Here is a 13,351-nt window from a genome sequence, read left to right on the forward strand (position 1 = left end):
CAACAAAATGAAAGCTGAACTTCAAAAAAATATTGTTGAAACGTTTAAAGAACTAAATGAAATCATCTCTTCTTTTTCTGAAGAAGAATTAAATACAGTTCCGTTTAAAGGAAGCTGGACTCCCGGTCAGGTTGTACAACATATTATATTGGGAAACTCCGGTTATCCTGAATTGTTCAGTGGAAATACTAAAAAAACAATTCGAAAATATGACGAACATATAAAAGAACTTGAAGCTATTTTTCTCAATTTCAATACTAAAATGGATGCACCTGATTTCCTGAAACCCGAAATTAAGAATTATACTAAAAATTCACTGACTTTATCTCTCCTTAAAATAGAATCTGATCTCTTGAATGCATCAGAAAATTTCGACTTAACCTTAACCTGTCTGGATTTTAATGTGCCGGGTTTTGAAAATTTCACTGTTTGTGAATGGATTAATTTTGCACTTGTACATACTCAAAGGCACACGAATCAACTGCATAAAATTAACCATTACATAACGACTTTATAAATTACAAACATTAAAATTTATATACATGAAATCAAAATCCGGAACTATATTTTTATCAGGTTTAATAGCAGGAACACTTGATATTCTTGCAGCCGTAATAGTTTATGCTGTACTACTTGAAAAAACAACAGCAATTAAAATTCTTAAATCTATTGCAAGCGGTATTTTCAAAAAAGATGCCTATACAGGAGGATCACAAATGGCGTGGTACGGACTTGGGCTTCATTATATCATTGCTTTTACTTTTGCTTGGTTTTACTTTATTATTTATCCGTATCTCCCATTTCTTAAAAAGAACGCCATAATCTCAGGATTTCTCTACGGAATATTTGTCTGGATTGTAATGAACCTTATTGTACTGCCAATTGTATTTCCGCTTTTACCTGAAAAACATTTCGATTTTCCCTTATTATTATCGATATTAATTTTGATGTTCTGTATTGGACTTCCAATTGCGTCGATAACCAGAAAATATTATTCTTTTCGTTAGTATCTAGTCGCAATCCCAGTTTTCAGTCGCAGTAGCGGTCGAAATCTCTTTACAAAAAAAATCTCAGTTTTCAGTTTACGGATTTTACTGTAAACTGAAAACTGAGACTGTGTACTACTTATAGTATAGTTACTTACTACACTTTTGTTCTTCCGGTAATTAATGAAATTACGAATAATACCAAAAATATAAAGAATAAAACTTTTGCAATACCTGCTGCTCCGGCAGCAATTCCGCCAAAACCAAAAATTCCGGCTACTATAGCAAGAATTATAAATGTGACTGTCCATCTTAACATGATCTTGAATTTTTAATTTATATAAATGACTTTTTACAAGTCTGATTTGTTTGTTACTCAAAGTTCATTATTTAATAAGAAAAATTTTAACTCTAAACATCTTTTTTTTATCGCAATCAACTATAAATCAATTTTTTGACTTACTTTTATAATTCCCTCATTTCTGTTACAGAATTCCCACACAAATCCTTTTGAGTTAATTTTTTGATCGATTGGATTAATTATGGCTATATCCATAAAGTAATTTTAGAAAAAATTTTAGAGATAGAATATGGAGATAGCTACAAATCTTGAATTAGCTACTAAACATGGTGTAATTTTAGAGAAAACAGAAAGAAGTTTTGAGGAATTAGGAGTATTAAATCCTGCCGTTTATCAAGATGGAAACAATGTACATATGTTTTACAGAGCAGCTAAGAAAGGAAATTTTTCAACTATTGGTTATTGCCGTTTCGAAGGTCCTGATACTTTAGTTGAAAGAAGTACCAGTCCTGTATTTATCCCTGAATATATTTATGAAATTCATGGTGTCGAAGATCCAAGGATTACAAAAATAGACGATTTGTTTTATATGACTTATGTAACTTATGATGGCATGAATGCTTGTGGTGCATTAGCAACATCAAAAGATCTTAAAAAATTTAAAAAGAAAGGAATCATTACTCCTAAATTCATATTACATGAATTTACGAACCTGATTAGAAAACATCTGCAAAATCCGGGTATTGCAAAAATTCTCGCTTTTAATGTAGAAAGAAATTATCCGTTGAGCGAAACGTTAAAAGACAACTTATTTGTGTGGGATAAAAATGTAGTGCTTTTTCCAAAAAAAATAAATGGAAAATTTGTAGCCTTACATCGTTTATTTCCATCGATACAGATTGTTACTTTCGAAAAAAAATCGGAATTAACAGAAGATTTTTGGAAAGAATACCTGAAAAATTTGCCTGATTATATTGTGATGGAACCTAAATATGATCATGAAACAAGTCACATTGGTCCGGGCGCGCCTCCTATAGAAACACCTGATGGCTGGTTACTAATTTACCATTCAGCAGAAAAAAGAGAGAAAGGACTTGTTTATCACGCTTCGGCAGTTTTACTGGATCTCGAAAATCCACAAAAGGTTTTAGCCCGATTGCCAAAACCAATTATTACACCATCAGAATATTACGAACGACACGGTTATGTAAACTACGTAGTTTTCCCCACGGGAACTGCCATATTTAAAGACCGATTATATATTTATTACGGCGCTGCCGATGACAAAATTGCGGTAGCCTCATTGAACCTTAACGCCTTATTAACCGAATTAAAACAGAATCCAAATGAAAACGATCTCAAATAAATCAAAAATAGTTTTTCTATCTACATTTCCTCCAACACAATGCGGGATAGCAACATATACGCAGGATACCATAAAAGGAATTACAGATGTTTTTGGTAAATCCATAACTTGTCAGATTTGCGAATTGGTAGACAAACCTAAGGCAAATCCAACACAGGCTTATACCTTGAACACAAAAGAAAAAGAACAATATACGCTTGTTGCCGAGGAAATAAATAACGATGAATCAGTAAAACTAGTACATATTCAACATGAATTTGGTTTATTTGGAGGTAACTATGGAGACTATTTATTAGATTTTTTAAATGTAATTAAAAAACCCGTTACCTACACTTTTCATAGCGTGATTCCAAATCCGAACAACGAGTTAAAAACATTCGTAAAATTATTGCTTTCTTATAGCAATTCGGTTTTTGTAATGACCAATCAGTCAAAAGAAATTTTGATGAGAGATTATGATATCAAAGACGAAATAATTACTTGTGTAGCTCACGGAACTCACATTGTAATTTATGAAGCACCACAACAAGCAAAAGAAAAATTCAATATCCAGGATAGAAAAGTATTATCAACTTTTGGTCTTTTAGGAGAAGGAAAAAACATAGAAACCGGTTTACAGGCTTTACCAAAAATCATCGAAAATACGCCAAACGCACTTTATTTAATCATTGGCAAAACACATCCAAATTTAATCATTGACGGCGTTGATGCTTATCGTGATAAACTGGAAGGAATGGTAAATGATTTAAACCTGCAAAATCATGTACGTTTTATAAATGAATATCTGGATACGAATGAACTTTTAGATTATTTGAAAGCAACAGATGTTTATTTATTCACATCAAAAGATCCAAATCAGGCAGTGAGCGGCACTTTTTCTTATGCAATGAGTTGTGCCTGCCCTATTGTTGCTTCAAAAATCCCACATACTTTAGAGGTTTTAACACCGGATTCAGGAATATTAGTTGATATTGGAAATGTAGATCAATTCTCTGAAGCTGCCATTAAATTACTTTCAGATGATAACCTAAGAGAAGAAATGGGAATTAATGCCTTTAGAAAAATGCGCTCTTCCTCTTGGGAAAATGCAGCTATTACGCACATGAATACCTATAAACAATTGATTGACAATCCATCTGAAATAAAATTCAGTTATCCTTCTATTCAATTGTCACATATTAAGAGAATGACAACTGACTTAGGTATTATTCAGTTTAGTAAAATCTCAGTTCCTGATTTAGAATCAGGTTATACATTAGATGATAATGCACGCGCTTTGATTGCGGTTTGTATGCATTATAAATTAACTCAGGACAAAGATGATTTAGCCTACATTTTAATTTATTTAGATTTTATTTTACGTTGCCAGCAGCCTAAAGGAGATTTTATCAATTATGTCGATCAGGAAAACCGCGAGCATGTAGAACAAAATGCCGAAGTAAATCTGGAAGATTCTAATGCAAGAGCAATCTGGGCTTTGGGAACTGTGGTTGCAAACGCAAATATTTTGCCGGAAGCGATTACTAAAAAAGCTTCTAAATGTTTATTGAACTCTCTAAAATGGGCAGAAAGTATTCAATCGCCACGTTCTATTGGTTTCGCAACAAAAGGTTTGTATTTATACCACACTGCAGTTCCTAACTTATACGTAGCGGCAATTATCAATAAACTCAACGCTAAATTGCTTTCTAATTATGAAATTCACGCTTCTAAGGATTGGAAATGGTTCGAAAATTACATGACTTACGGAAACGGAATTTTACCGGAATCTATGCTTTTTGCTTATTTAACGACAAACAAACCTATTTATAAAAAAGTAGCTTTAGACTCTCTTGACTTTTTAATGTCTAAAATGTTTAAAGATAAAAACTTTAAAGTAATTTCTAATAACGGATGGCTTCACAGAGATTCAGAAGAGCAAGTTCATGAATACGGAGAACAACCCATAGATGTTGCCTATACGATTCATACATTAAACTCTTTTTATAGTGCCTTTGGTACACCTGAGTACAAACAAAAAATGAAGATAGCCTTTAACTGGTTTTTAGGTAAAAATCATTTAGGTCAGATTATGTATAACCCAATTAGCGGCGGTGGTTACGACGGACTTGAAAAAGACAACGTAAATCTAAACCAGGGTGCTGAATCGACTGTATGTTTCTTAACTGCCAGATTATTGATGGAAAACCTTAAAATATCCGAAATAAAAGTGATTCCGTTAATTAAACCTAAATCCGGAATTGCAATCAACTTATAAAGAGTAATTACACTGACTAAATATGCTATTGAACCCTAAAAATCCCTTTTCTAAAGGGATTTTTTGTTTTTTAACAATTCGGGCATAACGTGGCTTTATTATAATTATTGTGTTTAATTATGTTAATTATATAAAGATGAAAAAAAGTTGTGTAAGATTTTTTCTGTACTTATAAAGTAATTTTAATCTATAATAATCAAGGGGTATACAACCTTCTAAACAGTTGGTTTTGATGCATTAGATTTAACTTAAAACTATAGTATTTTGATACTTACTCTAAAAAATACATTTACAGAAATAGGAAATGCAACCGTGTTTGCAAAGCAGTTTTTTAAGGAAGTTTTTGTACCTCCTTACGAAACGAAAGAGTTTTTGAAACAATGTTATGTTATTGGCTATAAATCACTGCCGCTTGTTGCAATAACCGGTTTTATTATGGGTCTGGTACTTACACTTCAGTCAAGACCAACTTTAGTAAAATTTGGTGCGGAATCCTGGTTACCCGGAATGGTAGCACTCTCACTAATTAGAGAAATTGCACCGGTAATTACCGCGCTAATCTGTGCAGGAAAAATTTCTTCAGGAATTGGTGCTGAATTGGGTTCTATGAAAGTAACGGAACAAATTGATGCCATGGAAGTTTCAGCCATTAATCCTTATAACTATCTTGTAGTAACCAGAATTTTAGCCTGTACTTTAATGGTACCTATATTAGTATTTTTTGCAGATGCAGTTGGTATTATTGGCGGATATGTTGGTATTAATATTCATGGTGACGTAAACTTTTACCGTTATCTGACTCAAATCCTGCAATCACTTGAATTTTTAGATATTATTCCGGCAACTGTCAAAACATTTTTCTTTGGATTTTTTATCGGAATGATTGGATGTTATAAAGGTTTTAATGCTTCTAATGGAACCGAAAGTGTTGGTAAAGCAGCGAATTCAGCTGTTGTTACTGCTTCTCTAACCATTTTTATTATTGATATGGTCGCTGTTCAAATAACCGATTTATTTTTTTAAGATGATTAAGGAAAAAGAAAATACAGAATCCGTAAAAAAGTCTAAAAAGCAAGATCCTATAATTGTGATCAAAGACTTGCATAAAACTTTTGGCAAGGATAACAAAGTCCTGCAAGGTGTTAGCCTTACCGTAAACAAAGGAGAAGATTTAGTAATCCTGGGACGTTCAGGATCAGGAAAGTCTGTTACCATAAAATGTATTGTAGGTTTAATAGAACCGGATAAAGGCGAAATAAAAGTCTTTGATGAAAATGTTTTAAACTTAAGTAAAACAGAACTGAATGTAATCAGGGTACGAATTGGGTTCTTGTTTCAAAGTGGTGCTTTATACGATTCTATGTCAGTTAGGGAAAATCTGGCTTTTACATTAAAAAAACATAAAAGAGACCTGACACCTGAAGAAGTAGAAAGTGAAGTGATGGAAGCCCTGGATAATGTAGGGTTGAGTGATGCAATTGATAAAATGCCATCTGAATTATCCGGAGGGATGCAAAAACGAATTGGCTTAGCCAGAACTTTAATCCTAAAACCGGAAATTATTTTATACGACGAGCCTACTACGGGATTAGACACGATAACATCAAGAGAAATAAGCGAATTAATTCTCGATATCAAACATAAACGCAAAACGACTTCGATCATTATTACACATGATATGGCTTGTGCAAAACTTACAGCTGACAGAATTATGGTTTTAAAAGACGGAGTAATACACGCAGAAGGAACATATGAAGAACTAGAAAAAGACGAAGACGAATGGGTTCGTTCTTTTTTTCAATAATACTAAAAATAAATAATTAGAAATCATGGATAAGCAATCTGGATATACTTGGAAATTAGGGATGTTTGTAACAATAGGCTTATTGCTTTTTATTATGGCAATCTATTTTATTGGGAAACAAAAAAATCTTTTTGGTTCAACATTCAACATCACATCGCAGTTTAAAACCGTGAGCGGTCTGGAGGTGGGAAATAATGTTCGTTTTTCAGGAATTAATATCGGTACAGTTGAAGAAATTCAATTAATAAATGATTCTTCTGTCGTAGTAAGAATGGTCATAAAAGATGAAGTTCGTGAATTTATTAAAACAGATGCGCGTGCAAGTATTGGTTCTGATGGTTTAATGGGCGACAAAGTATTAACTATTTCTCCGGGTGTAAAATCTACAAAAGTAATCGAAAACGGTGGTGCAATTGCGTCTGTAAACGGAATAGAAATGCAGGATTTAATGAAAAGCGTGAAGAAAAGTGTCGATAATGCTGCCGTAATAACCGATGAACTTGCGATTTTTAGCCATAGTATGAATAACGGAAATGGTGCATTGGCACGATTAGTACGTGATGATAAAATGGCAAACAGCGTTTCTAACACACTTTCTAACTTAGAATCCGGTACAAAAGGTTTCAGTGAAAATATGGAAGCTGCAAAAAGTAATTTTTTACTTAAAGGATACTTCAAGAAAAAAGAGAAAGAAAAAGAAAAGAAAAAAGAAGAATTAAAAGAGCAAAAAGAAGAACAGCAGGAAAAAGCGGAAAAAGCTAAAGAAGAAAAGGCTAAAGCTGATAAAGAAAAAGCAGACAAAGCCAAAGAAGAAAAAGAAAAACTGGAAAAGCAAAAAGCAGAAGATGCTAAAAAAGCTGAAAAAGGAAAATAATAAAAGGAAAATACGTAACAAATTATTATAAACACATAGAAATACAGACTATATGCTTAATAATTAAGAGTACAAAACAGAAACTTATTTTTTCACATAGCTCTTATGTGAATTTTAAAAAAGTGAAACACCTTTTTCATTTTTTCAAAATCTACTTTTCTATGTGTTAAAATTCGACTTCACATAATCTCCATAATTATGAAAACTTCATATAAAAATATAAGCCTGAAAATCTTAAAAGTAACCGGAATAGTAATAGCAAGTATCTTGCTGTTACTATTTTTGATTCCGCTATTATTTCCCGGAACTGTTGCTGCCGAAGTAAAAAAAATTGCCAATGAACGTTTAGATACCAAACTGGATTTTTCTAAATCAAGACTTTCTTTTTTTACCCATTTCCCTTCGTTAACGGTTTCTCTTGATGATTTATCACTTACCGGTTCAGCTCCGTTTAGCAATGATACATTATTAAAAGCAGAGCAAGTAGCATTTGGGATTAACTTAAAAAGACTGATTTTTGATAATGAAGTAAAGATTAATAAATTATACGTTTCTAAAGCCTTAATAAATATAATGGTCAACCAAAAAGGACAAGCCAATTATAATATTTATGTCGCTCCTGAAGATCGTGACAAAAAACCAAACGATCCCAATGCGCCTGAAGAAGGAACTGCGATTAGGTTAGAACGAATTGACCTTGAAGATTGTCATGTAAAATACAACGATCGCTCAGCTAAAATTCTCGTAGACGCAAAAGGTTTCAATTATGTGGGAAAAGGAAATTTGAGCGAAGATATATTTGATTTAAATACTGATGCCCGAATTGATAATGTCGATTTTTATTACGACCGAACCGCTTATCTTAGAAAAAAAGAAGTCCGCGCTGATTTAATCACCAGAATTAATACACACGCACTTTCATTTATTCTTCAAAAAAATGAATTAAAAATCAATAAATTACCTCTAAAGTTTACAGGTCTGTTTACTATTTTAAGAGATGGATATAAAATAAATATCAAAGCAGCCTCTGAAAACACCACACTAAAAGATTTATTTTCGGTTATGCCGCCGGAATATTTAACCTGGATGGATGAAACAGAAATTTCAGGAAACAGTGATTTGCTTTTTACTTTTAAAGGAGATTATAATGTTGCCAAAAAACAAAAACCGGATTTAGCTTTTAATCTGAAAATTGACAAAGGAGCCATCAATTATCAAAATGCGCCTGCGCCATTGACCGATTTTCAGATGAATCTAAATGCTATTTTGCCTTCACTTGATGTCGAAAAACTTTTAATCAATTTACAGACTTTTAAATTTAAAGTAGGCGAAAAAGATTATTTCACTGCCTATTTACGCAGCAAAGGTTTTAATGAAATGACTGTAGATGCAAGCGTAAAAGGTGCATTAGATTTAGCAACAGTTGATGCGGCCTTAGGTTTGACGAGTATTGACTTAAAAGGAATTTTGAAAACCAATATTCAGGCAAAAGGTATTTTTAGTACGTCTAAAAAATTATTCCCTAAAACAATTGGCGGAATTGCGTTACACAATGGCTGGCTAAAAACCGACTCCTATCCTAACCCAATTACAAATATAACTTTTGTTGCCAATGTGCTTAATAAAGCCGGAACATTCCAGGATTTAATTGTTGCCGTTGCTCCCGCATCATTTGTTTTTGAAGGAAACCCAATGTATGTAAACGCTACATTATCAGACTTTAGTGATTTGGCTTATAATGCCAAAATAAAAGGAGAACTTAATGTGGGACGCATTTATCAGGTTTTTTCTCAAAAGGGACTTGATGTTACGGGTTATGCAAAAGCAGATCTTGCGCTAAAAGGAAAACAAAGTTACGCTACAAACGGGCAATATGATAAATTGGATAACAGAGGAACGATTATATTAAAAAACATCAAAGCTACATCAGAACTTTTTCCGAAATCATTTTTTATCAAACAGGGAAATTTCCGTTTTCAGAATGAAAAAATGTGGTTTGAAAAATTCAATGCTACTTACGGAAAATCAGATTTTTATATTAATGGATATCTGCTAAACACCATAAATTACTTTCTGGAATCACACGGCACTTTGAGCGGAAACTTCAACATGAAATCGAAATTGATAAATGTCGATGAATTTATGGCGCTCAAAAAAGGCGAAAATACAGATCGAAATCTTGAAGTAGAATATGCCAAAGAAGATCATCCAAAAATGAGCGGAGTGGTCATTGTACCCAAAAACTTAAATGTTGCACTTACCGCAAATGCAGATAAAATAGAATATAACGGATTAGTTTTAAACAAACTTAATGGTAAAATAGGAATTAATAAAGGAGGCTTTTATTTAGAAAAAACCAATTTTAATATTATCGACTGTATTTTAGGAATTGATGCTGTCTATAAAGACGAATCTCCAACATCTGCTAATTTTGATGCTCATTTTACGGCCAAAGATTTCAGTGTGCAAAGAGCCTACAAAGAGATTCCGATGTTTCATGATATGGTTACGGCTGCAGAAAAAGCACAGGGAATTATTTCGGTCGATTATAAAATCAAAGGGGATTTAGACGGAAATATGAGTCCAATTTACGAATCTCTTGAAGGTGGCGGAAAATTGAATCTGAGAGATGTAAAAATCAAAGGATTAAAATTATTTGACGGAATTAGTTCTCAAACAAGACAAAAAGGTTTAGATGATCCTAACCTGAAAGGAATCGAAATTAACTCGACTATAGATAATAATCTGATCCATATAGAAGATTTTACTTTTAGTGTTGCGAGTTTCAGACCTACGATAAAAGGAACGACCAGTTTCGACGGACTATTAGATTTAAGAATGCGATTAGGATTGCCTCCTTTTGGAATCATTGGTTTTCCAATTGTTATTACAGGAACCCATGATGCTCCCAAAATTAAAATATTTAGTAAAACCGGTCAAAAAATCGATGATGCTGTTTACGACGAAAAAAACAATAAAGTAATTAGGGAAGAAAAAGTAAGTAAACAAAAAGCTAAGTAAAATGAAAACAAAAAAAACAAAAGGCAGCGGTGCTTTCGAAAAATTTGCCACAAATGTTTCTAAAGCAGCCGGAAGTACGACCGCTTTTATTGGTGCTTTTTTAATTGTTGTTGCCTGGGCAATTTCAGGTCCAATTTTCGATTACTCAGAAACCTGGCAACTTGTGATTAATACCGGAACTACGATTATTACTTTTCTGATGGTTTTTTTGATTCAGAAAGCACAAAATAAAGATTCTCTTGCCATTCAGTTAAAATTAAACGAATTAGTTGCTTCAAACGAATATTCAAGCAATAGTCTGGTTGATATCGAAAGTATGACCGAAGACGAAATGATAATTGTACAAAAATATTATCACAGACTTAGTGAGCTAGCTAAAAAAGATGAAAGCATTAGAAACTCTCACTCTATTGCAGAAGCTCATGATTTACATGAACGTAAAGATAAGAACAGAACTAAATTACGCACTCGAAATATCACCAAAAAATGAAACTACGCTCATCTGAAACTTTTTGGCCCTTAAAAAGTGCCATGAGATACAGCTATCCGTCTATAAGTGCAGATCTAAACACTGAGATTCTAATTATTGGAGGAGGAATAACAGGAGCTTTAATAGCTTATAAGTTAATCTCTGAAGGTAAAAAAGTAATAATGGTAGATCGTCGCGACATTGCCAACGGAAGTACGGCCGCAAGTACGGCTTTGCTTCAATATGAAATTGACGTTTCACTGCATGAACTTATAAAAATACGCGGATTAGAATGCGCTGTTGACAGCTATAACAGTGGAAAAAAAGCCATTTTTGATTTAAGAAGCATTATAGATACTATAAAAAGCGACTGCCAGTTCGAGTTTAAAAAAAGTATTTACTATTGTTCTTTAAAAAAGGATATTCCGTTTTTAAGAAATGAATACAAATGCAGGAAGGAAAACGGATTTGATGTGAACTGGCTTGAAAGATGGCATCTTGAAAAAATGGGATTAAATGCAGTTGCTGCCATAGAATCTCAAACGGCTGCTGTTATGGATCCGTATAAACTGGCTAATGATTTAATTCATTACTGCAAAAAAAAGGGAATGCAGGTTTTTGATCGTACTAATATAACTTCTATCCAGAATCAAAAAGCAAGATCTATAGCGCATACTGAAAATAGATTTACGATTACAGCAGAACATATTGTTCATTGCAGTGGTTATGAAAGTACCGAAACATTAACTGAAAAAGTGGTGGACTTAAAAAGCACATTTGTAATTGCCTCAGAAAGTCTGGATGTTATACCAACAGCTTTTAAAAATGCTATTTTTTGGGATACTTCCTCGCCTTATCTCTACTTTAGAATAACCAATGATAACCGAATTATAATGGGCGGTGGCGATGAAGATTTTAAAGATGCTAAAAAAAGAGATAAACTGTTAGAGAAAAAAGAACAATATTTATTACGGAGATTTAAGAAAAAATTTCCAAATATTAATTTTAAACTCGATTATTCATGGGCCGGAACTTTTGGAGAAACTAAAGATGGTTTGCCATATTTTGGCAAAGCAGATCCCAACAAAAACGAGCATTATGTCCTGGGTTTTGGAGGAAACGGAATCACTTTTAGTGTCATAGGAATGAATTCTATTTTAGATTCAATCAATAATAAAAAGAATAAGGATTTAGAGTATTATCGTTTTGGACGTTAAAAAAGCTTTTGCTTTTTTAGGTTCAAAGTTGCAAAGGTTCAAAGGACAAAGTTTTTACCCTATGAACCTTTGCAACTTTAAGCCTTTGAACCTTTTTTTAAATTATTAACTCCATCTGGATATTACAGCGTTTATAAGGTGTTGCCAGACCATATACTTTCTGGAAACCTAGTTTATAATACAGGTTTATAGCAGGTTTTAAGATGGTATTGCTTTCAAGATATATCTTCTCTGCTCCCATTTCCCTGGCACTTTTTACTATTGCCTGACCTAATAAAAAACCAATATTTTTACCTTGTGCATTTGGTGAAACCGCCATTTTTGCCATTTCAAAGTCATAAGTTGAGTCCTTCATTTTTATAAGAGCGCAAACTCCAACAGGTTCATTGCGATATAAGGCTACAAAAATTTTCCCGCCTTTGTCGAGGATATATTCCTGAGGATTATCTAAAGCTTTATAATCTGCTTCTTCCATTTCGAAATAAGTAGAAATCCATTCTACATTTAATGATTTGAAGGCGTCCAGATATTGAGGTTCAAAATCTACAATTTGCACATCTTTGCTTTCTCGCTTTTTCTTTTCTTCGTTGACTCTTTTAAACAAACTTTTTTGCTCCAGTAAAAATTCCCATTCCTCAAGTGCTGCCCAAAGATTATGGGTTGATTCAGCAATTAAACCATCAACTGCAGCTTCGACATCTTTTACCTGCAATTTCAATTCTTTCGAAAACTCTGTTCCCTGCGCAGTCAAACCCACAATGTTCCTGCGTTTGTCGTTGCTTTTTAAACTTTCTTCGATCAATCCTGCAGCGATCATTTCCTGAATAATTTTACTCACAGAAGGTTGCGAATGGCCAATTTGCGTGGCAATTTCTGTAATGGTAATTTCCTGTTCCTCCATCAGCGTATAAAAAACCGGAAACCATTTTGGCATAAAATTCATACCGTATGATTCGTATATTTTTGCAGCATCATCTGTAATAATTGCTGTCATCAAACGTAAACGGCTTCCTAAAGCCACTTTACCTACTTTATTGTAAAATTCCATATATAATT

General features: G+C 33.1%; 12 protein-coding genes. 10 read left to right on the forward strand and 2 right to left on the reverse strand.

Annotated features, from left to right (window positions below):
- Window positions 1–7: 7 nt before the first annotated feature.
- Both BXU01_RS14855 and BXU01_RS14860 read left to right on the forward strand, forming a co-directional pair.
- A complete protein-coding gene (locus tag BXU01_RS14855) occupies window positions 8–517 on the forward strand; it encodes a DinB family protein (protein ID WP_083693930.1) in 510 nt (169 codons plus the stop codon).
- 25 nt (window positions 518–542) lie between these two features.
- A complete protein-coding gene (locus BXU01_RS14860) occupies window positions 543–1,007 on the forward strand; it encodes a DUF1440 domain-containing protein (RefSeq protein ID WP_083693931.1) in 465 nt (154 codons plus the stop codon).
- A gap of 136 nt (window positions 1,008–1,143) precedes the next feature.
- Here BXU01_RS14860 and BXU01_RS14865 read toward each other — a convergent pair whose 3' ends face one another.
- On the reverse strand, window positions 1,144–1,305 hold the full coding sequence (locus tag BXU01_RS14865; RefSeq protein ID WP_082421183.1) for a DUF1328 family protein: 162 nt from the start codon (window positions 1,303–1,305) through the stop codon (window positions 1,144–1,146).
- 271 nt (window positions 1,306–1,576) lie between these two features.
- Between BXU01_RS14865 and BXU01_RS14870 the strand changes: the two genes are divergently transcribed.
- From BXU01_RS14870 to BXU01_RS14905, 8 genes are all read left to right on the forward strand, one after another.
- A complete protein-coding gene (locus tag BXU01_RS14870) occupies window positions 1,577–2,653 on the forward strand; it encodes a pesticidal protein Cry7Aa (RefSeq protein ID WP_083693932.1) in 1,077 nt (358 codons plus the stop codon).
- A complete protein-coding gene (locus tag BXU01_RS14875) occupies window positions 2,634–4,910 on the forward strand; it encodes a glycosyltransferase (RefSeq protein WP_083693933.1) in 2,277 nt (758 codons plus the stop codon). Before BXU01_RS14870 ends, BXU01_RS14875 begins: the two co-directional genes overlap by 20 nt.
- A 264-nt stretch (window positions 4,911–5,174) precedes the next feature.
- Window positions 5,175–5,933: an ABC transporter permease gene (locus tag BXU01_RS14880; RefSeq protein ID WP_083693934.1), complete on the forward strand. Its 759-nt coding sequence runs from the start codon at window positions 5,175–5,177 to the stop codon at window positions 5,931–5,933.
- A gap of 1 nt (window position 5,934) precedes the next feature.
- Entirely contained in the window at window positions 5,935–6,714 is a 780-nt protein-coding gene (locus tag BXU01_RS14885; protein WP_083693935.1) for an ABC transporter ATP-binding protein, read from the forward strand.
- A gap of 25 nt (window positions 6,715–6,739) precedes the next feature.
- Window positions 6,740–7,588, forward strand: a complete 849-nt coding sequence (locus BXU01_RS14890; RefSeq protein WP_083693936.1) for an MlaD family protein — start codon at window positions 6,740–6,742, stop codon at window positions 7,586–7,588.
- Window positions 7,589–7,786: 198 nt separating this feature from the next.
- Window positions 7,787–10,609, forward strand: coding sequence for an AsmA family protein (locus BXU01_RS14895; RefSeq protein WP_083693937.1), 2,823 nt, complete (start codon window positions 7,787–7,789; stop codon window positions 10,607–10,609).
- Window position 10,610: 1 nt separating this feature from the next.
- Window positions 10,611–11,099 carry a low affinity iron permease family protein gene (locus BXU01_RS14900; RefSeq protein WP_083693938.1) on the forward strand — a complete coding sequence of 163 codons (489 nt, stop codon included), beginning with the start codon at window positions 10,611–10,613 and terminating at the stop codon, window positions 11,097–11,099.
- A complete protein-coding gene (locus BXU01_RS14905; RefSeq protein ID WP_083693939.1) occupies window positions 11,096–12,295 on the forward strand; it encodes an FAD-binding oxidoreductase in 1,200 nt (399 codons plus the stop codon). The genes BXU01_RS14900 and BXU01_RS14905 overlap by 4 nt, the downstream gene beginning before the upstream one ends.
- Window positions 12,296–12,392: 97 nt before the next feature.
- Here BXU01_RS14905 and BXU01_RS14910 read toward each other — a convergent pair whose 3' ends face one another.
- On the reverse strand, window positions 12,393–13,343 hold the full coding sequence (locus BXU01_RS14910; RefSeq protein WP_083693940.1) for a bifunctional helix-turn-helix transcriptional regulator/GNAT family N-acetyltransferase: 951 nt from the start codon (window positions 13,341–13,343) through the stop codon (window positions 12,393–12,395).
- Between the last annotated feature and the right edge of the window lie 8 nt (window positions 13,344–13,351).

The organism is [Flexibacter] sp. ATCC 35103 (assembly GCF_001975985.1).
Classification (GTDB): Bacteria; Bacteroidota; Bacteroidia; order Flavobacteriales; family Flavobacteriaceae; genus Flavobacterium.

Excerpts from the sequence above, each read along its gene's own strand:
- BXU01_RS14865 (WP_082421183.1), bottom strand. The coding sequence starts at position 1,305 with ATGTTAAGATGGACAGTCACATTTATAATTCTTGCTATAGTAGCCGGA.
- BXU01_RS14860 (WP_083693931.1), top strand. The coding sequence starts at position 543 with ATGAAATCAAAATCCGGAACTATATTTTTATCAGGTTTAATAGCAGGA.
- BXU01_RS14855 (WP_083693930.1), top strand. The coding sequence starts at position 8 with ATGAAAGCTGAACTTCAAAAAAATATTGTTGAAACGTTTAAAGAACTA.
- BXU01_RS14870 (WP_083693932.1), top strand. The coding sequence starts at position 1,577 with ATGGAGATAGCTACAAATCTTGAATTAGCTACTAAACATGGTGTAATT.
- BXU01_RS14900 (WP_083693938.1), top strand. The coding sequence starts at position 10,611 with ATGAAAACAAAAAAAACAAAAGGCAGCGGTGCTTTCGAAAAATTTGCC.
- BXU01_RS14895 (WP_083693937.1), top strand. The coding sequence starts at position 7,787 with ATGAAAACTTCATATAAAAATATAAGCCTGAAAATCTTAAAAGTAACC.
- BXU01_RS14875 (WP_083693933.1), top strand. The coding sequence starts at position 2,634 with ATGAAAACGATCTCAAATAAATCAAAAATAGTTTTTCTATCTACATTT.
- BXU01_RS14905 (WP_083693939.1), top strand. The coding sequence starts at position 11,096 with ATGAAACTACGCTCATCTGAAACTTTTTGGCCCTTAAAAAGTGCCATG.
- BXU01_RS14890 (WP_083693936.1), top strand. The coding sequence starts at position 6,740 with ATGGATAAGCAATCTGGATATACTTGGAAATTAGGGATGTTTGTAACA.
- BXU01_RS14885 (WP_083693935.1), top strand. The coding sequence starts at position 5,935 with ATGATTAAGGAAAAAGAAAATACAGAATCCGTAAAAAAGTCTAAAAAG.
- BXU01_RS14910 (WP_083693940.1), bottom strand. The coding sequence starts at position 13,343 with ATGGAATTTTACAATAAAGTAGGTAAAGTGGCTTTAGGAAGCCGTTTA.